Genomic DNA, 21,696 nt, shown 5'->3' with positions numbered 1-21,696 from the left:
TTTAATTCCAACGGTATTTATCCTTGTCACTTTTTTTCCAATACCACATTACAATAAAACCTAATACAGCGCCACCAACGTGAGCCATATATGCTGTATTACTTGGACTAAAAAACGATTGACCAGTAAATGCTGAGATGATATCTAAAATAATTAATCCTGGAATAAAATACTTTGCTTTAACAGGAATTGGTAAAAATATCATCATTAACTTAGCATTAGGATTCATCATCCCAAAGGCCGCCATAATTCCCATAATACAACCAGATGCTCCAACCATTGCACTTAAATTCAGAACATTTAAATCAAATAAAGCACTAAATTGAGCTGCAGAAATAGACGTAGAGAAATTGGCGTCATTTAATAGTGGAATCATTTTTTCTTGCAAAATCTCTCCTCTTATCATATCACCATCTATTGCATTAATATTCATTATTTCATGCAATAAACTTGTACTCATATTCAAATTTCCTAAAGTTTGCATTGCAGAATAATAGTCAAAGTAATAATAACCTAACTGAAACAACAAAGCACCAAAACCAGCTGAAAAGTATATAAATAAAAACTTCGCAGTACCCAAACGCTCTTCTACTGGAGTACCAAACATCCAAAGAGCAAACATATTAAAAAGTAAATGTGCAGGACTCCCATGCATGAACATGTGCGTTATAACTTGCCATGGTTTAAACAAATCATTTGTTGGGAAATACATGGTAAACAATTCATCAAATAAATGACCATCACCAAGTGTGAGTTTTCCAACAAACATTACAACATTTATAATAATTAAATGCTTTACCGCATCAGTAATACTAAATCTCATATACTACATAAATTTTTTCTCAATATCATCAACTGCCATTGTAATAAACGTTGGTCTATTGGTTGGTGATACATTGGGTTCCTTACAAGCAAATAAACTATTTACCATATGTTCTTGCTCTGTACTATTTAACGATTGTCCATTTTTTATTGCCAAGCTCTTAGCCATAGATTTTGCTAATAAATCTGACGCACTAAAATTAGTGTCTGGCACATCGTTTTCCACATCACTAATTAATTGTTCTAAAATAATAGAGACTTCACTTTCTGGCACACCAACCGGAACTCCTGTAATCACTATACCATCGGTATTTAATTCTGAAAACACAAAACCAGTATGCTCTAAGTTCGCTTTCAAGTCTTCTATTATTTTAGTTTCACTAGGCGTATAATGCAATTGCAACGGAAATAATAATTGCTGACTTGTAGCTTCTTGTATTGTTATATGCTTCAAGAAATTCTCATACAAAATACGTTGATGTGCTCTATTTTGATCAATAACTAACATCCCAGATTTTATAGTACTTACAATATACTTTTGTTGAAGTTGAAAAGTAGTTTTAGTGGTTTCTATTGTTGAATCACTAAATATAGATTCATTTTTAGGATCACTCTCAAAAGTAACTTCACTAAAATCAGATGGTGAATTGTTCCCTTTAGACTCTAAACCAACGTACATACTTTCCCATGATGCTGCAGGTGCCGATTTAAACCCGCCATTATTATACGATGGCTTTGCACTTCGCTCTGGAGAAACATCAGAAAATGGATTAAAACTTCTATCTACCTCTATAGAAGGTGCAGCAGCTGACTTATTTTTATAATCGTAAGGTGTATCAAAACTACTTTGTTGTTCAAAATCTAAGATTGGTGCAATATTAAATTGCCCTAAACTATGTTTTACTGCTGAACGTAAAATAGCGTACAACGTGTGTTCATCATCAAACTTAATTTCAGTTTTTGTAGGATGAATGTTTATATCAATAGACTTTGGATCTACTGTAAGATTTAAAAAATAGCTAGGATGATAGCCATCTTTTAGCAAACCTTCAAAAGCCGATTTAATAGCATGATTTAAATAAGGACTCTTTATAAAGCGCTGATTTACAAAAAAATACTGCTCTGACTTTGTTTTCTTAGAATATTCAGGTTTACCAACAAATCCTGAAATTTTTAGTACTTCTGTTTCTTCTTCAACTGGTACTAATTTTTCATTGGTTTTTGTTCCGAAAATATGCACAACTCGTTGTCTGTAATTCTCCTGAGGCACATTAAACAAGTCGCTTCCATTATGATAAAATGCAAATGCAATATTTGGATGTGCTAAAGCCACGCGATGAAATTCATCTGTAATATGGCGTAATTCTACTGTATCTGATTTTAAAAAATTTCGTCTAGCAGGAATATTAAAAAATAAATGCTTTACAGAAACCGAAGTACCAGTTGGTGTAACAGAAACATCTTGAGATTTCACTTCACTACCTTCAATAACGAGGACAGTTCCTAAATCTTCGCGATCTAATTTAGTCTTTAATTCTACATGAGCAATGGCTGCAATACTTGCAAGTGCTTCTCCTCTAAACCCCTTAGTGTTGAGTTGAAACAAGTCTTCAGCTGTTCTAATTTTAGAAGTTGCATGACGCTCAAAACTTAAGCGGGCATCAGTAACACTCATACCCTTACCATTATCTATAACTTGAACCAAGGTTTTACCAGCATCTTTAACAATGAGTTTGATTTCTGTTGCATTGGCATCAATTGCATTTTCTAATAGTTCTTTAACTACTGAAGCAGGACGTTGTACCACTTCACCAGCTGCAATTTGGTTAGCAACATGGTCTGGTAAAAGTTGAATAATATCTGACATTAGCTATTTGGGAGGAATATAGATAGATCAAAACCGATTATAAATAAAAACAACATAATTAACACAGCAATAATGATAAGAACGCGTTTATTAACGTTAGAATCTTGATTATGTTTATAATCATCAATGGCTGCATTGAATTTACCTTTAATACCCTTTGCCGGATTTACGGTTGTTCTTTTATCATCAAATTTGTGCTTAAGCTCAAAAGGACTTCCTTCACCTTTATAAAAACGAGGCTTATAATTGTACTTTCGATTTTTCTTCAATTTCATTATTCCCATAATTCTCTTATTTTATATATCCTTCTAGAATATAAAGTAATACAAAAATTAAAACTAAGATCACAACTAAAACTGGTAGCGATGTAAACACATTTCCTTTGCGTTTACTCTTACCATTAGCTTCGTTCCACTTCGTTTCAAAGTCGACTTTCGACTGATCAATATTGGAATCCTGAAGTCGAGATTTATAAGTAAATCGTTTATTTTTTCTTTGATTAAACAAATGACTTGTAAATTAAACTTGATTAATCTCAAAAGTACTGAAAATACAAGGAATTAACCCTTAAGGATTCCTTAAAATTATTAACAAAAAGAATGCCAGAGTTGGGAAGCAGTTTGCAGTTTGCAGTTTGCAGTTTGCAGTTTGCAGTTTGCAGTTTGCAGTTTGCAGTTTGCAGTTTGGTAAAAAAAATAAAAGAAGATTGTAGTGAAATAACTTTAATCTTCTTTTTTATTAAACATATGTCAACAAACACTAAACTGTTTACAAAACACAAGTATCATTTAACTGCTCACTTTACACTTATAACTTTTTACTACGGATTGAGACTTTAGACTGTAGACTGTAGACTGTAAACTGTAAACTGAGACTAAAAACTACAAGGATTGTTTACGTAGATCTGCCATTTTTATAGCAGCAATAGCAGCTTCTGTACCTTTGTTACCGTGTTTTCCGCCAGAACGATCAATAGATTGTTGCATATTATTATCTGTAAGTACACAGAAAATAACGGGAATATCACCTTTAAGATTTAAGTCTTTTATACCTTGAGTTACACCTTCACAAACAAAGTCAAAATGTTTGGTTTCACCTTGTATTACACAACCAATAACAATAATTGCATCTAACATGCCAGAATCTGCATAAATACTTTTGCTCATTCTTGCAGCACCATATGTAAGCTCAAAGGTTCCAGGAACATTCCAACGTACAATATTTTCTTTAAGTGCTCCGCAATCTGTTAAGGCATCAAAAGCACCTTGCCAAAGACCTTCGGTAATTTTATCATTCCATTCTGAAACAACAATCCCAAACCGAAAATCTTTCGCGCTTGGGATTGTTGTTTTATCGTAATTCGATAAATTATGATTTGCAGTTGCCATATACTATAAGCTTGCTTCTACTTTTCCTATTAAAATTTCTGCATCTTTCATTTCGTTAGATGTAGAGAACTCAGATTGAATACGCTCTAAGAAACCTAAAGCTTTACTGTTATCACCTAAACTAATAGCAACTTTTGCCGCTTTCAATAAATATAAAGGTGTAGTATAATCATTTACATTAGCTTGAAAAGCTTTTTCGTAATACTCTAATGCTTTATCTGATTGGTTTAACTGTACAAATGCATCACCAATTCCTCCTTTAGCAATTGGGTTTAACATTTTATCATCACTAGAAAAATCATCTAAATGTGAAATTGCTTTTTCGTAATTCTTTAAGTTTAAATACGCCATACCAGCATAATAATTTGCCAAATTAGCAGCAGGTGTTCCACCATAATTACTAATAATATCTAACATTCCGTATTTACCTTCACCTCCATCTAAAGACATTTGGTATAATGAATCTGAAGATACACCATTAACAGCATCGTTAAAATATTTTTTAGCAGTGTACATTTCGTTCATTGCATCTTTTTGCTTTGGTTCAGCTACAAATTTATTGTAAGCCATATATGCCAAAACTATTAGAGCAATAGCAGCAACTACACCAATAATATACTTTTGGTTTCTTACTGCCCATTCTTCTGCTTTTGAAGCCCCTTCATCTAAAGAATTAAATACCTCAGCCGTTGTTGATTCTTCTTCAACAATCTCTACCTTCTCTTTTTTAGTTTTTGGTTTGTAGCCTCTTTTATTATACGTTGCCATAACTTGTCATTTTGTGCGTGCGCAAAAATAAAATTTTTATTGGGATTTAAAAGCCTATTTATTTGTTATTTTTGAATATTTAATTTCAAGCCTTAAAGCTTTTCTACATCACTAAAATCAAGGAAATCGTTCGTTTTTCATGAATCTAAACACACTATCACTAGTTAATTATAAAAATTTTGAAAGTCAGGTTTTCGATTTCGACGTCAAAATCAACTGTTTTGTTGGTGCAAATGGTATCGGAAAAACTAATGCGCTCGATGCTATTTACCACTTAGCTTTTGGAAAAAGTTATTTTAATCCTATAGCTGTTCAGAATATAAATCACAATGCTGATTTTTTTGCTGTGGATGGCAGATTTACTAAAAATGATCGTGACGAAAAAATAATAGTGTCTTTAAAAAAAGGGCAAAAAAAGATAATAAAGCGAAACGGAAAGGCTTATGATAAATTTAGCGAGCACATTGGTTTTATTCCTTTAGTCATAATTTCGCCAGCAGATCGCGATCTTATTATCGAAGGAAGCGATACACGACGTAAGTTTATTGATAGCGTAATTTCACAAAGTGATAAAAGTTATTTAACAGAACTTATTAGCTACAATAAGGTATTATCTCAGAGAAATGCTTTGTTAAAATATTTTGCGCTTAATACTACTTTTAATGCGGATACACTTGCAATTTATAATGAACAACTCCAAACATTTGGAAGTGAGATTTTTAAAAAACGAGATGCTTTTTTACAAACGTTTATTCCTATTTTTAAATCGCGATACGAAGCGATTAGTCAAAGTAAAGAACAAATCGATTTAAAATATAAAAGTGATTTATTTAATGCCGATTTACTAGAGTTATTAAACAAAAACATCAATAAAGACAAGGCTTTACAATACACAAGTGTTGGTACTCACAAGGATGATCTAGTATTTTTAATTGATGATTATCCCATTAAAAAATTTGGAAGTCAAGGGCAGCAAAAATCATTTTTAATTGCTTTAAAATTGGCTCAATTCGATTTTATAAAACAACAAAGTGGTGTCTCTCCTATTCTATTGTTAGATGATATTTTTGATAAACTAGATGAAAATAGAGTATCTCAAATAATAAACCTGGTAGATGACGAACATTTCGGTCAGATCTTCATCAGTGATACGCATGCAGAACGAACTGAAGATGTTATAAAACAAACACATCAATCTTATAAAATTTTTAAGTTATGATAGAGAAAAACCCAACTGTCGTTACTAAACAATATCGTGTTGAAAATTTCAGAAACCTAATAAATATCAGAACTAGTATTCTTATCCTTTTAAGTTTATTAGTCTTTAGTTGTTCTAAAAACCCTGAAAGTTATATTGAGCACATTGAAGGTTATTGGGAAATACAAGTAGCAACTTTAGCTGATGGCAGTAAGAAAGAGTACAAATTCAACGAAACTATAGATTACTTATCTGTTAATGACAGTTTAAAAGGTTTTAGAAAAAAACTAAAACCAGGAATTAACGATACTTATTTTACCTCTGGAGATGCTGAAAACATTGAGTTAAAAATTGATGGTAATAAATTAATCATTCTTTATGCTACACCTTATGCGAAATGGAGCGAGACCGTTTTAAATGCAGATAAAAAGGAGTTACGAATAATGAATGACGATGAAGACATATACCTATATAAAAGGTACGAATCTATAAAATTAGATTTACAAGATTAAATTAACACTAAAATTCAGGCTGTTTAATACAACAGTATTCTAACCAAATAATTCATTTACTTAATAATTAAGTAACTTTGCATTATGGCAAAACGAAATAACGATAACCAACCTATACAAGATATTCTAAAAGAATTTGTTCAGACCAACAATTTGCAGTCTGGTTTAGACAAAGTAGATGTTCGTGAAGCTTGGGCTAATCTTATGGGAAATGGCGTTAATAACTACACAACAGCAATTGAGCTTAAACATGAAACGCTATACGTACAATTAAGTTCTAGTGTTTTGCGGGAAGAATTAAGTTATGGCACAGAAAAAATCATAAAGATGCTTAATGAATCCGTTAAAAAAGACATCGTTAAAAAATTAGTACTTCGCTAAACTAGATATTATAAAGGGTAATCTTTAAATCGTTTTGATATAAATACGGTTTCAAACTTATTATTCTACTACAAGCTTCTTTATTTCTTTAGTATTCTCGCCTTCAAATTCTAAAATATAAATCCCAGTTTTTAAGTTAATATGCATTTCGCTAGTACCGAATTGAATACTCTCTGTTGTTATTAATTTCCCTGCAATTCCGTAAATATGCATTTGTTTATATGTAGAGTTGTTTTCGACATTCAATTTACCATTGTTAGGATTAGGATAAATTTTCAGATTATTGAAAACTAAATCTTCTACACTTAAAAACGCACAATCAACAGGATCAAAAGTTACTAAGCCCAATGAATTATCATCATTAGCATGTACAATAACAGCCTCTGCATCTGCAAGTGTGTTTGGCGTATTAGTTTCATCCCAACAATTATGCATTGCCGTTAAGGCATTGCTTGTATTATTATAAAGCGCATAGGTTATACCTCCATTTCCGTTATCATCAAATACATTTTGGCCAACATTATCTACATCATCACCCAAATTAATTGTTGCTTCTCCAATTACTGTAATTCCCCATAAATTTCTTCGTATTTCGTTTCCGCTTGCAACGACTTCTAACCCAACAGACGATGTATTTAATGAAATTCCGCTTCCTCCTTGCAAAGGAATACCTTGTGTATCATTATCTTCAATGACATTATTTCTAATAAATGCAAAAGCATTATTACCAAGAATTGTTAGTCCATAACGGTTATCTCTAATAATATTATTATCTACAATTGCATTAATAGTTCCACCAACAAAATTAGAAACAGCAATACCACCAACCATATCTAAGCTACGATCACCTATGATAGTATTCTGTACAATTTGAAGCGGCTCAGAAGCTAAAGTTGTTCCTATATTGATTTGTGGTCTATTAGAATTTTCTTGATTATTGCCTTCTATATAATTATTAAAAATATAAGCAGAAACCATATTGGTTGCGCCAGAGCTAATGGCTGGTGTATCATTAAAACTTATAGTGTTATTGGTAATTTGGGCCATTCCTCTAGATAGAGAAATCACTGCACCTGTAGATATACCAGAAACATTATTACTTACTAAACAGTTATTAATAGTAAATGTTTCGGTAAGAACACGTAATCCTCCACCATATTCAATCGTTGAATTTTGAATATCTATAACAGAGAATTCTTCAAATCTAAAACCCTCGTAAGGTGCATTTGAATCTATGGCAGTAAAAGTAAAATTAGATGCATTTACCGTCATGTTTCCAAAAATAGTAATTCTAACATCTGCTCCTATTTCTAAAGTTGCTTCTGTGTCAATACTAAAAATATCTGATGCAGAAATCGTAAGATTATCGGTTAACGTATAGGTTGTACCAGAAACAGAAATAGTTGAGGGACTGGCAGCCACAAGGTCATCTAACGTATATGTTAAACCTGTATTTGGAGTAATGTATGCTTGGGCTGTTAAACCAACTACATTTCCAATAACGAATAATAAATTGAGTAATTTTTGCTTCATAAGTTTTGGTTTGGTTGACTACCAATTTAATGCAATTATTTAAGTTTAAAAAACAAGATGTTTATTTTTCGAATTTTTCTTTATTCGCTTCAATAAATCTTTTTGCTTTCTTGTTTTCTGGATAAATCTCAAGAGTCTTTTTAAAATTCACATAAGCTTCACGTTCGTTACCATTTAACATATAAGCTTCTCCTAAACTGTCATAAACATTTGCACTGTTAGGATGAAGCACTGCATTAATCTTTAGAATTTCTATAGCCTTGGGATACTCGTGCTTTCTAATAAAACTATACCCTAAACTATTAAAGTCCCATTCATCAATAAAACTGCTTGTTGAATCTTGCTGTTTAATCTTCAAATAGCCTTCCAATGCTTTATCATAATTTCCTTCGTTTAAGTAAGCACTTGGTGTTTTATAACCGTTTGGTACTTTTAGATAATCGTAAGTGATTTCACTAGTTCCATCTTCTGGTATAATAGACAAATAACGCTCTTTAGTTTTAGCGTGCTGTACAAACCTAAATTTCTTATACATATCTGCTACAAAAAATTCGTTTTGTGATATAGCAACAGGTTGTATTTTACCTCCTCTCCAATTTAGAAAGAGTTTATCATTTTCATAATAAACCATTATTAAATCATCTTGATTATAAAGATAGCCACCAGACGTTTCCTTTTTAAAGGTTTCAGAATAATCTATGTTGCCCGAACAACTAACAAATAACAAGGCTATTATTGACAAAAATAAAAGTGATTTCGTTTTCATAAGGATTGGTTTGATTAAATATTAAGCAAAAAAAAAGTCTCACTATAAGTGAGACGATTTTATATAAATTTTGTTACGTTAAAACGATTGTTTTATCCTTTAACCTCCATAAGTTCTACATCAAAAACTAAAGTTGCATTTGGTGGAATAACACCTCCTGCACCTGCAGCACCATAACCTAAATCACTAGGAATTACTAAACGCGCTTTATCGCCAACGTTTAATAAGCAAATGCCTTCATCCCAACCAGGAATTACTTGACCAATACCTACTTGAAAATCTAAAGGCGAATTTCTCTTATAAGACGAATCAAAAACAGTTCCGTCAGCTAATTGCCCTTTATAATGAACAGAAACCATATTTCCTTTTTCTGCTTTTTTACCGTCTCCTTTTTGAATCACTTTATAACGTAAACCAGAATCTGTTACATCAAAACCAGTAGCTAGTTTATCTAATTCTGCTTTTGCAGCTTCGCGTTCTGCAGCTATTCGTTTTTCACGAGAACCTTCAAAAGTTCTAAAAGCCTCAATGGCATTAAAATTTTCTGCCGCCTCACCTTGCTTTACTATTTCTATACTTTCTATAGCATCACCTTGCGCAATAGAATCTACAATATCTTGTCCTTCAACAACATTACCAAAAACAGTATGTTTACCATCTAACCAATCAGTAGCGACATGTGTTATATAAAACTGGCTACCGTTTGTACCAGGACCAGAGTTTGCCATCGCTAATACACCAGGACCAGAATGCTTTAAATCTGGATGAAACTCATCGTCAAACTTATAACCAGGATTACCAGTACCTGTTCCTTGAGGACAACCTCCTTGAATCATAAAATCTGGAATAACTCTGTGAAATTTTAATCCATCATAATATGGTGTTCCTTGTGGTTTAGCCGAATTCTCTAAATTACCTTCTGCTAAAGCCACAAAATTACCAACTGTACCTGGAGCTTTTTCGAACTCTAGATTTACTAAAATAGCACCTTTTGTAGTGTTAAATTTTGCGTATAAACCGTCTTGCATTGTGTTTTCTTTTGTTTGAAGTTGCAAAGATAGGCAATGATTTATGAATTCCGAATTTAGATGAAAGTTTTGCGAATATGATAAAAAGATGACTGATGACTGATGACTGATGACTGATGACTGATGACTGATGACTGATGACTGATGACTGATGACTATAATAAAATTTGAGATTTAACTTAATAAGGTTAGTTTTGAGAAAAAATAAATAATATGGCATTTTCTATATCTAAAATATTTGGCAATAAATCATCGCAATCTAAAACTAACGACAGCGTTGAAGCTATAATAAGAGATGTGGAAAACCAACCTTATGGTGTGGCAGAGCATAATGTACTTTTTGCAGGTTTAAATGAGTTAGGTGGTTACTACTTTTTTCAAACTGTAATTGTTGGTCAGCTTAATGTAAAATGTAAAACTGGTGCTACACTTACTTTTAGCGGCGAAAATTTTGAATTACAATTAGATTCTGATATGCCTGAGTTTGAATCTGACCGCTCTAGTATAAAAGGTAGAAATATTACAAAAATAGATTTTCAAGTTGAAGAAAGTGACGTTAAAAAACTAGAAAATGCGACACTCAACAGTGTACTTATCATAGTTAAAAATCACAAGCTTTTGTTTGAAAAAGTAGTGATTGAGAACACAACTGACGAGGAGGAGTAAAAAAAAAAAAAAAATCCGATTAAATTCAGAATAATACCTTTCTAAACTCAATCGGACTGATTAATGTATTTATATAAAGTTAAGGCTTAGTTTGCAACCTCACTCATAAATTTAATTCGATAAAGACGTAATTCTTCATCATCATAATCACCATCGAATTCTTCGATAGCATCGTCTATTTTATCACTTTCAGATTCCATAAAATAATCATGAATCTCTTCTTGCTGATCTTCATCTAAAATATCATCTATCCAGTAATTGATATTCAATTTTGTGCCAGAGAAAACTATAGATTCCATCTCTTTTATAAACTGCGGCATTTCCATACCTTTAGAAGACGCGATATCACTTAGCGGCAATTTTCTATCTACATTCTGTATAATATATAATTTTATTGCAGAATTTGTACCTGTCGATTTAACGACCATATCGTCTGGTCGCATCACATCATTTTCTTCAACATAATCTGCGATTAGACCAACAAAATCCTTTCCATATTTTTTAGCTTTACTCTCTCCTACGCCATGAACATTAGATAACTCCTCTATTGTAATTGGGTATTTTAAAGCCATATCTTCTAAAGAAGGATCCTGGAAAATAACAAATGGAGGTACGCCTAATCGTTTTGCATTTCGTTTACGCAGATCTTTAAGCATTTTCATTAACTTTTCGTCTGCTGTTACACCTCCTCCTTTAGAGTTAGTTACAATACCATCATTAGATTCATCATCAAAAACATGGTCTTCTGCCATTAAAAAAGATTCTGGTTTAGAAATAAATGCTAAACCATCATCACTTAATCTTAAAACGCCATAAGTTTCAATATCTTTCTTTAGATAACCAGCAACTAATACTTGACGTATTAGTGCCATCCAAAATCTTTTATCTTTATCTTTTCCTATTCCAAAAAATGGTTGTGTGTCTGTTTTATGAGAAGAAATTAGAGCATTTGCATTACCAACTAGAACTTGTACTAAATCCTTAGACTTATATTTTTCATTGGTTTTTTTAACTGTTTCTAATAATACTTTAACCTCATCTTTGGATTCAACTTGCTTTTTAGGATGGCGAACATTATCATCCATATCGCCTCCTTCGCCAGTTGCATTATCAAATTCTTCGCCAAAATAATGTAGTATAAATTTTCTTCTAGATACCGAAGTCTCAGCAAAAGCAACAACTTCTTGTAACAGTGCGTGCCCAATTTCTTGCTCTGCTACAGGTTTACCTGCCATAAATTTTTCTAGCTTCTCAATATCTTTGTATGCATAGTAGGCTAAACAATGTCCTTCTCCTCCATCTCGTCCTGCTCTACCAGTTTCTTGGTAATAACTTTCTATACTTTTAGGAATATCATGATGTATAACAAAACGCACGTCTGGTTTATCAATTCCCATCCCAAATGCAATAGTCGCTACTACAACGTCTGTATCTTCCATTAAGAACATATCTTGATGTTTCACTCTTGTTTTAGCATCTAAACCTGCATGATAAGGAACTGCCTTTACACCATTTACTTGCAGAACTTGAGCTAATTCTTCAACTCGTTTTCTACTTAAACAATAAACAATACCAGATTTTCCTTCATTCTGTTTTACAAAACGTATAATATCAGCATCAACATTTTTTGTTTTAGGACGCACTTCATAATAAAGATTTGGTCTATTAAATGATGCTTTAAAAGTTACAGCTTTAGGCATTCCTAAACTTTTCAAAATATCTTCTTGAACTTTAGGTGTCGCTGTTGCAGTAAGACCTACAATAGGAATATCATCACCTATTCGCTTAATTATTGTTTTTAAATTTCTGTATTCTGGTCTAAAATCGTGTCCCCATTCACTGATACAATGGGCTTCATCAACGGCCATAAATGAAATCTTAACCGTACGAAGAAAATCTACATATTCTTCTTTTGTTAACGATTCTGGCGCAACATAAAGCAATTTTGTGATCCCATTTGTAATATCATCCTTAACGCGTTTTACTTCTGTTTTATTCAAAGAAGAGTTTAAAACATGCGCTACACCTTCGTGCTCAGACACAGCTCTAATAGCATCTACTTGATTTTTCATAAGTGCAATAAGTGGAGAAACAACGATGGCTGTTCCTTCTTTTATTAGCGCTGGTAATTGATAACATAAAGATTTACCGCCTCCTGTTGGCATAATAACAAAGGTGTTATTGCCAGCTACGACGTTCTTTATAACTTCTTCTTGAAGACCTTTGAATCCTGAAAATCCAAAGTACTTTTTTAATGCGGAGTGTAAGTCAATTTCTGCAATACTCATTAATCCCTATTGGTATTTTATATACATTTGCAACAACTTTAAAGATAACAAATTCTTTATATCTAAAAAACTCTTTAAAAAATAAGTTTTGAACACTAAGCAATCTATCTTAAAAACTGCAAAGACAACAATACAATTAGAAAGTAAAGCTATAAATAATTTATCGGATTTACTAACTGATGATTTTGCTGATGCGGTAGAACTCATCTATAAGTCTAAAGGAAGGGTTATAATTACTGGTATTGGCAAAAGTGCCATTATTGCTAATAAAATTGTAGCAACCTTAAACTCTACTGGGACACCGTCGGTTTTTATGCATGCAGCAGATGCCATACATGGCGATCTTGGATTAATACTGAAAGATGATGTTGTAATCTGTATTTCTAAAAGTGGAAATACACCAGAAATTAAAGTTTTGGTGCCACTTATTAAGAATGCTAATAATAAAATGATTGCAATTACTGGTAATAAAGACTCATTTTTAGGACAGCAAGCAGATTTTATTTTAAATACGTTTGTTGCTCAAGAAGCTTGCCCAAATAATTTAGCTCCTACAACGAGCACTACTGCTCAATTGGTTATGGGAGACGCCGTAGCGGTTTGTTTGCTAGAATTACGAGGGTTCTCTAGTAAGGATTTTGCAAAATATCATCCAGGAGGCGCATTAGGTAAGCGCTTATATTTAAGAGTAAACGATTTATCTTCACAAAACCAAAAACCTTTAGTTCGCTTAGACGCTTCTTTAAAAGAAGTTATTGTAGAAATTACAGAAAAAATGTTAGGTGTTACTGCGGTTGTAGAAAACGGAAAAATTGTCGGAATTATTACAGATGGCGACTTAAGACGAATGTTAAGTAAGAGTGATGATATTTCAGGGTTAACAGCTAAAGACATTATGAGCAACAATCCTAGGCGAATAACGGAAGATGCCATGGCTATAGACGCTAAAGAAGTTATGGAAGAGTTTAATATCTCTCAATTATTAGTAGAGCAAAATGGTAAATATGCAGGTGTTGTTCACTTGCACGATTTAATAAAAGAAGGCATTATATAATGGCGAGAGAGCAAGTAGATGAGATGTCTTTTTTAGATCATCTTGAAGAATTAAGGTGGCATTTAGTAAAAGCGGTTGCAAGTATTGTTATAGCCGCAACATTAGCTTTTATTTTTAAAGATTTTGTAGTAGGTATCATTATGGCACCTAAACATATGGATTTCCCTACCTATGTTGCACTTTGTGACTTATCTACTTTTTTTGGTATGGACATGTCTTTTTGCGCTAATGAATTACCGTTTCAAATTGAAGTAAGATCTGTTGGTGGCCAATTTTCTGCACATATATGGACATCAATTTATGCTGGTTTGGTTATCGCATTCCCTTATGTTCTTTACCAATTATGGTCTTTTATTAGTCCAGGTTTACAAGATAATGAACGTAAAAGCTCTAGAGGATTTATTTTAATTGCTTCCTTACTATTCTTTTTAGGAGTTGCATTTGGTTACTATGTTATTACGCCATTATCACTCAACTTTTTAACTAATTATGAGTTTGCAGAAGAGGTTTCTAATGCCTTTGATTTAAGCTCTTACAATTCTATTGTAAGATCATCTTCATTAGCTGCTGGTTTTGTTTTTGAACTTCCTATAATTATATATTTCTTAACTAAAGTAGGATTAGTAACGCCACAAATATTAAGAAAGTATAGAAAATATGCGCTTGTCGTTGTACTTATTCTTTCAGCAATTATTACACCTCCAGACATTGCTAGTCAGGTTATTGTAGCAATTCCTATTTTATTATTATACCAAGTAAGTATCTATATCTCTGCGATAGTGATTAGAAAGCAAAATAGAAAAACTAAAAAAGCCTAATTGTTTTTTCAAGTTCTAACTATTTCTTAAGATGGTTAAACTTATAATAAATGATACCTAAAGCCAACGCATTACATATGAATTTATTAATTTTAACGTTCTAACACATACTATGAAGTTACGAGCAGAACATTTAATGAAGTCCTATAGTGGACGAAAAGTTGTAAAAGACGTTTCGCTAGAAGTAAATCAAGGCGAAATTGTTGGTTTACTTGGTCCTAATGGTGCAGGTAAAACAACCTCTTTTTATATGATTGTTGGCATCATAAAACCCAATGGAGGTAATATCTATTTAGATGATACTAATATAACTAAATACCCTATGTACAAGCGTGCTCAAAATGGTATTGGCTACCTTGCTCAAGAAGCTTCAGTATTTAGAAAACTTAGTATAGAAGATAATATTTTAAGTGTGTTACAGCTTACTAAATTAAGTAAGAAAGAACAGCATGAAAAAATGGAATCTTTAATTGAAGAGTTTGGTTTAGGACATATTAGAACTAATAGAGGCGATTTATTATCTGGTGGAGAAAGACGACGAACCGAAATAGCGAGAGCTCTAGCAACAGATCCAAGTTTTATTCTATTAGATGAGCCTTTTGCTGGTGTAGACCCTGTTGCTGTAGAAGACATTCAGCGCATCATTGCAAAACTTACAAAGAAAAATATCGGGATTCTAATAACTGATCACAACGTACAAGAAACTCTAGCCATTACAGACAGAACTTATTTAATGTTTGAAGGTAAAATTCTTAAAGCTGGTAAGCCAGAAGAATTAGCTAGTGATGAAATGGTGCGTAAAGTATATTTAGGACAGAATTTTGAACTACGTAAAACTAAAATAGAATTCTAATCTATTTATTGCTATTCTTTAATTTTTGTATTACCAACAACACGCCATAAACAAATACAGATTGTATCACGAGGTTAATTGCCCAATATATAAGAACCATAAATAGATTTTCCGACACAAAAAATGGCAAATTACTATTTATTAAGCTTAAAGGTATACTGCAAATTGAAATTAATATCGAAGTTATAGACGTTAAATCACTATCCGCTTTTGATAATAATATATCTGCCAACCCAATTATAATTTGAATGGCCATTATGGTAACGAAAATATAGATTAAATATTTAAGCTTATACTTTTGCATGCGACTAAGTGATTTTGTTATTTATTTGCTGTTTCTTGCTCTTTCTCTTTAATCAAATTCTTTTGATAACGGCCTTGTACAACATCCACAATTACTAAAACAACTATTACAAAATAGAAGGTTGTTTTACTCATTGGTACAATTTCATTTCCAAATATTTTTAAGTGCGCTAAATGACCTCCTTCTGTAATTAGCATAATTCCAACGATAAATAAAATGAATAGACCTAATACTTCATACATTCTATTCTTAGCCAAGAATGTAGAAATTCTATCAGCCAAAAACAACATTAATAAACCACTCGCAACAATAGCAATTGCCATAACAATAAATGCTGTTGTAGAATCTTCAATCTCACTTGTAAGGCCTATTGCGGCTAAAATTGAATCGAAAGAAAACACTAAGTTCATTATAACTATGCTAACAATAACAGCATTCGCAGTTTTAGATCTTTTATCGTTTCCTCCTTCTACATCGTGACTTAAATCTGGTGTGGCAATCATATGCCATATTTCCTTAATAGCTGTATAGATTATAAATCCACCACCAATTAAAACGATAATACTATGACCATTAAATGCAAAATCTATTACATTTTCTATATGACCTGTTAAAAAGGAAAATGGTTCTTGAAAGAATCCAATAACCTTTACTAAAACAAAAAGCAATACAATCCTTAACACTATGGCTATGAGAATTCCAATTTTCCTAACTCGTTTTTGTTCCTCTAAAGGTGCTTTTTTAGATTCTAATGAAATATAAAGTAAATTATCAAAACCTAAAACTGCTTGCAGCATTACAAGCATTAAAAGTGTAAAAAGAATTTCTGCCATAAGTTATAAACTATTGAAGGTAAATGTAATTGGTTATTTGTTATTAATTAATATTTTTTCTATCAACTATCGACAATATTAGATACAATGCAATTATTAGAGGAATTGCAGCAAATTGGAGTACTATCAACAGTACAACGCTCAGTATTAAAAAAATATACCTAACAGCATTATCTCTAAATTTCCAGTTTTTAAATTTTAATGCAAACAGTTTTATATTAGAATTCAAAAGGTAGCAACTTAATAATGTTAACCCTATTAAAAACCATTTATTAATAAATATAGCATTCATAACATCGCTATTTTGATATTCTAAAATCAAAGGCAATGATAAAATGACCAAGGTATTTGCTGGCACTGGCAATCCTTTAAAATAGGTTTGCTGATCTTCGTCTAAATTAAATTTAGCAAGTCTGTAAGCAGAAGCTAACGCAATTAACAAACCAAACAGTGGCAAAATAGGAACCTCTAACATCTCTAATTCAAAACCAGAATTCCAACTATTTTTATTACCGTTAAATTCTGGAGCATTTATAGCTAAAGAAATAAGCTTAAACATTATTACGCCTGGAACAACACCACTTGTCACTAAATCAGCGAGAGAATCTAATTGAATCCCCAAAGGACTCTGAACATTTAATTTTCGTGCTAAAAGTCCATCAAAAAAATCGAAAAATATGCCTAAAAAAACAAATATAGCAGCAGCAACAAAATTACCATAGACTGCAAAAATTACCGCAATACAGCCCGAAAACAAATTGAGTAACGTTACTATATTTGGTATATGTCTTTTAAAACTCATAAACTATAATTTGTGTAAAAATATAAAAGTATTTTAGTGTAAACTTACTTTTTTTTAAAATTGAACCTAAAGAAAACAATAACAACGGCAATTTACAGTTAAATAGATAGAAAAATAATGTGCATCTTTGTAAAAAAATATTGCTGTTGAAAAATTACGCTGTAATTCTCTTAACACTTACTACACTTATAGCTACGGCTCAAACTACAAGAAAATATTCAAATGAATTTATGAGTATTGGTGTAGATGCTGCTGCATTAGGTATGAGTAACGCAGTTGTATCGCATACTGCTGATGTAAATTCCGGATATTGGAATCCGGCAGGATTAGTGCATCTCGAAGACAAACAACTCGCATTAATGCATTCTAGTTATTTTGCTAACATAGCTAATTACAATTATATTGGTTACGGAATGCCATTAGATGATAAAAGTGCATTAGGCATTTCACTTATTAGGTTTGGTGTTGATGATATTTTAGACACAACACAATTAATTGATGATCAAGGAAATATTAATTATGATAGAATAAGCACATTCTCCACAGCAGATTACGGACTTACATTCTCATACGCAAGAAAATTGCCTTTAGATGGATTAAATTTTGGTGTAAATGCTAAAATAATTAGAAGAATCATTGGAGATTTCGCCTCTTCTTGGGGTTTTGGCTTAGATGCAGGCATTCAATTTGAAGGGAATAATGACTGGAAGTTTGGTATAATGGCCAGAGATATTACCACCACATTTAATGCATGGTCTATAGATGAAGAAAAATTTGAACAAATTAGTGGTGCCATCGATGGAGAAAACCAAGAACTACCCGAAACAACAGAAATCACAATTCCTAAATTAGAAATAGGACTATCTAAAATGTGGATATTTCATTACGATTACACTTTACAAGCTGCTGCAAACTTAAATGTACGATTTGCAGAAAACAATGATATTATTTCAACCTCTTTTGCCAGTATAAATCCTGCATTAGGATTTGAATTTGGTTATACTGACTTAGTATTTTTAAGAGGTGGTGTTGGTAATTTTCAAAATGAAATTCAAATTGACGATTCGGAGCAGGTTTCATTTCAACCCAACTTCGGTGTGGGTTTTAAATACAAAGGAATACAGATAGATTATGCCTTTACCGATATTGGTGACCAAAGTGCTGCGCTCTATTCTAACGTATTCTCTTTAAAAATAGATTTTGGTGTCTTTAGATAGAACTTACTATATGAAATTAAAACTATCCATTTTATTTAATCTCTTTTTACTTACTGTAGGTTTCTCCCAACAGTTACAGCTCTCTCAGAATGCAGAAATATCAGTATTAACTTTTGGTCCAGGAGAATCTCTAAATGATGCTTTTGGACATAACGCGTTTAGAATTAAAGATAGAAATTTAGGTATTGATGCTGTTTTTGGCTATGGTGAATACGACTTTGGTGCACCAAATTTCTATTTAAAATTCGCTCAAGGGAAATTAAACTATCTCATTAGCAAACACAATTTTGCCGATGTTTATCTTCATTATTCAAGATATAATCGCTCAATTGAAGAGCAAGTATTAAATCTCTCTGCAAGTGAAGAACAAAGACTTTTTAATTATTTAGAAAACAATTACAAACCAGAAAACAGAGGTTATTTATATGATTTCTTTTTTGATAATTGTGCGACAAAAATAAGAGATGTTACACTTAAAGCAACAAATAGAAAACTAGAATTTAATACACCTCCAGATTTTAAACCAAAAACTTTTAGATCATTAATACATGACCACGTTGGATTAAATACTTGGGGAAGTTTTGGAATTGATATTGCCTTAGGCTCTGTGATTGATAACACTGCTTCTGTTTCAGAACATATGTTTTTACCATATTATATTCAGCACTTTTTTGATAGTGCAACATTAAATGGCTCTGAAAAATTGGTTAAAAGTTCTAAAACTCTAAATGAAAGAAATAAGACCAATAATTTTGTGCTGGGTTTAATTTTTAGCCCACTATTAATTATGGGACTTATTGGGCTAGGGATTTTGTTTATTACATATAAAGATTACAGAAATAAGACCAGAACTAAATGGTTAGATGTTGTTTTATTTTTAATTACCGGAATCGTTGGTATTGTAATTTTATTACTTTGGTTTGCTACAGATCATACTGCTACGGCATACAATTATAACTTACTATGGGCTATGCCACTTAATTTATTAGTTATAGGTCAAGTTTTAAAACCAAAACTAACTAGTTGGTTTCAACGTTATATAAAATTCTTAGTTATAATGTTAGTATTAATGACTTTTCATTGGATTAGTGGTATCCAAGTGTTTGCAATTGGATTAATTCCGTTGCTAGCTGTGCTATTAATAAGATACATCTACCTGATTAAATTCAATTCACTAAAATAATTACTGACCTCTATAGTACAGAATTGTACTTAAGGTTTTAATTGCTATACTCAAGTCTAAGAAGATACTTCTGTGCTTTATATAATATAAATCATATTGTAACTTAGTTAAGCTGTCATCTACAGTAGAACCGTATCTTGTACTCACTTGTGCCCAACCTGTAAGTCCTGGTTTTATAATATGTCTTGTTTCGTAAAAAGGAATAATTCTGGCTAGTTCATTTACAAAAAATGGACGTTCTGGTCTAGGGCCAATAATACTCATATCGCCTTTTAGAACATTATAAAATTGAGGGATTTCATCTAATCGAGAACGGCGTAAAAACATTCCGAACGCAGTAATTCTAGCATCGTTTTTTATAGCCCATTTCATGCCATCCTTTTCAGCATTAACAATCATAGTTCTAAGCTTAATGATTTCAAATGGTTTTCCATTGCGACCTACTCTTTCTTGAGTGTAAAACAATGGACCTTTATTTCCTAATAAATTTCCAATTAAAATGATTGGCGAAATAAGTAACCCAATTAATAAACCTATAGACGAAAAAACAACATCAAAAGCACGCTGAAAAAAGATGTACAGTTTATTTTCATTACTTCTACTAAAAGGAAAATGTTTATAAAAATCCTTACCTACGAACTGTACAGGAACTTTTTGAAGTAATTCTTCGTAGACCTGAGTATAATCTCTAATCTTAAATCCTCTCTCTAAAAGTAGCATCAAGTCATGGTAAACTTCTGAAATTATAGCTTCCGTATTAAAACTAGCTACTAAAATCTCTGAAATTTTTTCCTTTTCAATCACATTAAGAAAGTCTTTTGAGTCAAACTCTCTTCTTCCTTTAAATTTCACAGATTCATCTGATGATACCTCACTATTTATAAACCCTATTATTTTATAATTTGGATCTTTTGTATCTAAAGCATTTATCAATCCATCTATATTAGAAATCTCTCCTACTAATAGAACACGCTTGTAAAAGCGCGGAGTCTCAATTAAGTTAATGTATAAAAATCGCCATAAAAGTATGGAAACAATTATGGTTAAATAGAGGTAAACAATTTGCATCCTCTCTAAAGGTAGAAAAGGAGAGAGCACAGGTGTTAAAAGATAAAATAAAACCACAATTGAAGCAGTAATCACTACATTCTGAAAGGTCGTATCAAGCCTACTTGCTTTTTGCAAATCATAGAGCTCAAATATGGTAGCAAATATTGAAACGTATACACCTAATAAAATCAAGGCTACACTGTTGTCCTTACTTACTTCAATGTAAACAAAATCGAAATTTAAACTTAGACAATAAACACCTAAATAAACCATTACCAAATCTAAAATTCTGAGAAGAACTTTACGTTCGGATACTTCGAAATGGATACCTTTTTTTTTAGACATTCTGAGGGATAAATAAGCGA

General features: G+C 31.9%; 21 protein-coding genes. 9 read left to right on the top strand and 12 right to left on the bottom strand.

Features of this window, described 5'->3' with window-relative positions:
• Position 1 precedes the first annotated feature (1 nt).
• The 5 genes from Q0891_RS10270 to Q0891_RS10250 all read right to left on the bottom strand — a co-directional run bounded on the left by Q0891_RS10270 (position 2) and on the right by Q0891_RS10250 (position 4,845).
• On the bottom strand, positions 2–823 hold the full coding sequence (locus tag Q0891_RS10270) for a rhomboid family intramembrane serine protease (protein ID WP_299101347.1): 822 nt from the start codon (positions 821–823) through the stop codon (positions 2–4).
• 3 nt (positions 824–826) lie between these two features.
• Positions 827–2,689, bottom strand: a complete 1,863-nt coding sequence (gene mutL, locus Q0891_RS10265; protein WP_299101345.1) for a DNA mismatch repair endonuclease MutL — start codon at positions 2,687–2,689, stop codon at positions 827–829.
• On the bottom strand, positions 2,689–2,973 hold the full coding sequence (locus tag Q0891_RS10260; RefSeq protein WP_299101343.1) for a riboflavin synthase subunit beta: 285 nt from the start codon (positions 2,971–2,973) through the stop codon (positions 2,689–2,691). Before Q0891_RS10260 ends, mutL begins: the two co-directional genes overlap by 1 nt.
• A gap of 597 nt (positions 2,974–3,570) precedes the next feature.
• The gene (ribH, locus tag Q0891_RS10255; RefSeq protein WP_299101341.1) at positions 3,571–4,077 is read right to left on the bottom strand and encodes a 6,7-dimethyl-8-ribityllumazine synthase; all 507 of its coding nucleotides are present in this window, start codon (positions 4,075–4,077) and stop codon (positions 3,571–3,573) included.
• A gap of 3 nt (positions 4,078–4,080) precedes the next feature.
• On the bottom strand, positions 4,081–4,845 hold the full coding sequence (locus Q0891_RS10250; protein WP_299101339.1) for a tetratricopeptide repeat protein: 765 nt from the start codon (positions 4,843–4,845) through the stop codon (positions 4,081–4,083).
• 139 nt (positions 4,846–4,984) lie between these two features.
• Between Q0891_RS10250 and Q0891_RS10245 the strand changes: the two genes are divergently transcribed.
• From Q0891_RS10245 to Q0891_RS10235, 3 genes are all read left to right on the top strand, one after another.
• Positions 4,985–6,064, top strand: a complete 1,080-nt coding sequence (locus tag Q0891_RS10245) for a DNA replication/repair protein RecF (protein ID WP_299101337.1) — start codon at positions 4,985–4,987, stop codon at positions 6,062–6,064.
• On the top strand, positions 6,061–6,555 hold the full coding sequence (locus Q0891_RS10240) for a lipocalin family protein (RefSeq protein WP_299101334.1): 495 nt from the start codon (positions 6,061–6,063) through the stop codon (positions 6,553–6,555). The genes Q0891_RS10245 and Q0891_RS10240 overlap by 4 nt, the downstream gene beginning before the upstream one ends.
• Before the next feature lie 84 nt (positions 6,556–6,639).
• Positions 6,640–6,936: a DUF721 domain-containing protein gene (locus Q0891_RS10235; protein ID WP_299101332.1), complete on the top strand. Its 297-nt coding sequence runs from the start codon at positions 6,640–6,642 to the stop codon at positions 6,934–6,936.
• A 60-nt stretch (positions 6,937–6,996) separates the two neighbouring features.
• Here the strand turns inward: Q0891_RS10235 and Q0891_RS10230 are convergent, their stop codons facing one another.
• From Q0891_RS10230 to Q0891_RS10220, 3 genes are all read right to left on the bottom strand, one after another.
• Positions 6,997–8,469, bottom strand: coding sequence for a T9SS type A sorting domain-containing protein (locus tag Q0891_RS10230; protein WP_299101330.1), 1,473 nt, complete (start codon positions 8,467–8,469; stop codon positions 6,997–6,999).
• Positions 8,470–8,530: 61 nt separating this feature from the next.
• The gene (locus Q0891_RS10225; RefSeq protein ID WP_299101328.1) at positions 8,531–9,235 is read right to left on the bottom strand and encodes a tetratricopeptide repeat protein; all 705 of its coding nucleotides are present in this window, start codon (positions 9,233–9,235) and stop codon (positions 8,531–8,533) included.
• A 92-nt stretch (positions 9,236–9,327) separates the two neighbouring features.
• Complete coding sequence (locus Q0891_RS10220) at positions 9,328–10,263, bottom strand: peptidylprolyl isomerase (RefSeq protein ID WP_299101766.1); 936 nt, start codon at positions 10,261–10,263, stop codon at positions 9,328–9,330.
• A 213-nt stretch (positions 10,264–10,476) separates the two neighbouring features.
• Here Q0891_RS10220 and Q0891_RS10215 point away from each other — a divergent pair, with 213 nt between their 5' ends.
• Positions 10,477–10,929, top strand: coding sequence for a hypothetical protein (locus tag Q0891_RS10215; protein WP_299101326.1), 453 nt, complete (start codon positions 10,477–10,479; stop codon positions 10,927–10,929).
• Between the two features lie 86 nt (positions 10,930–11,015).
• On the opposite strand, the gene recQ is transcribed toward Q0891_RS10215, so the two are convergent.
• Positions 11,016–13,217 carry a DNA helicase RecQ gene (recQ, locus tag Q0891_RS10210; protein ID WP_299101324.1) on the bottom strand — a complete coding sequence of 734 codons (2,202 nt, stop codon included), beginning with the start codon at positions 13,215–13,217 and terminating at the stop codon, positions 11,016–11,018.
• 88 nt (positions 13,218–13,305) lie between these two features.
• On the opposite strand from recQ, the gene Q0891_RS10205 reads away from it, so the two are divergent.
• From Q0891_RS10205 to lptB, 3 genes are all read left to right on the top strand, one after another.
• Positions 13,306–14,271: a KpsF/GutQ family sugar-phosphate isomerase gene (locus Q0891_RS10205; RefSeq protein WP_299101322.1), complete on the top strand. Its 966-nt coding sequence runs from the start codon at positions 13,306–13,308 to the stop codon at positions 14,269–14,271.
• The gene (gene tatC / locus Q0891_RS10200) at positions 14,271–15,089 is read left to right on the top strand and encodes a twin-arginine translocase subunit TatC (protein ID WP_299101320.1); all 819 of its coding nucleotides are present in this window, start codon (positions 14,271–14,273) and stop codon (positions 15,087–15,089) included. The genes Q0891_RS10205 and tatC overlap by 1 nt, the downstream gene beginning before the upstream one ends.
• A 112-nt stretch (positions 15,090–15,201) precedes the next feature.
• Complete coding sequence (gene lptB, locus Q0891_RS10195; protein ID WP_299101318.1) at positions 15,202–15,942, top strand: LPS export ABC transporter ATP-binding protein; 741 nt, start codon at positions 15,202–15,204, stop codon at positions 15,940–15,942.
• Between the two features lie 321 nt (positions 15,943–16,263).
• Here the strand turns inward: lptB and Q0891_RS10190 are convergent, their stop codons facing one another.
• Positions 16,264–17,079, bottom strand: coding sequence for a tellurium resistance protein TerC (locus Q0891_RS10190; protein ID WP_299101316.1), 816 nt, complete (start codon positions 17,077–17,079; stop codon positions 16,264–16,266).
• A 43-nt stretch (positions 17,080–17,122) separates the two neighbouring features.
• On the bottom strand, positions 17,123–17,881 hold the full coding sequence (locus Q0891_RS10185) for a CDP-alcohol phosphatidyltransferase family protein (RefSeq protein ID WP_299101314.1): 759 nt from the start codon (positions 17,879–17,881) through the stop codon (positions 17,123–17,125).
• Between the two features lie 146 nt (positions 17,882–18,027).
• On the opposite strand from Q0891_RS10185, the gene Q0891_RS10180 reads away from it, so the two are divergent.
• Both Q0891_RS10180 and Q0891_RS10175 read left to right on the top strand, forming a co-directional pair.
• The gene (locus Q0891_RS10180; RefSeq protein ID WP_299101312.1) at positions 18,028–19,098 is read left to right on the top strand and encodes a PorV/PorQ family protein; all 1,071 of its coding nucleotides are present in this window, start codon (positions 18,028–18,030) and stop codon (positions 19,096–19,098) included.
• Positions 19,099–19,108: 10 nt separating this feature from the next.
• Positions 19,109–20,281, top strand: coding sequence for a DUF4105 domain-containing protein (locus Q0891_RS10175; protein WP_299101310.1), 1,173 nt, complete (start codon positions 19,109–19,111; stop codon positions 20,279–20,281).
• On the opposite strand, the gene Q0891_RS10170 is transcribed toward Q0891_RS10175, so the two are convergent.
• A complete protein-coding gene (locus tag Q0891_RS10170) occupies positions 20,282–21,676 on the bottom strand; it encodes a sugar transferase (protein WP_299101308.1) in 1,395 nt (464 codons plus the stop codon).
• Between the last annotated feature and the right edge of the window lie 20 nt (positions 21,677–21,696).

Origin of the sequence: uncultured Winogradskyella sp. (assembly GCF_947498005.1) — a bacterium.
Lineage (GTDB): Bacteria > Bacteroidota > Bacteroidia > Flavobacteriales > Flavobacteriaceae > Winogradskyella.
This window is presented reverse-complemented; position numbering and strand designations above follow the sequence as displayed.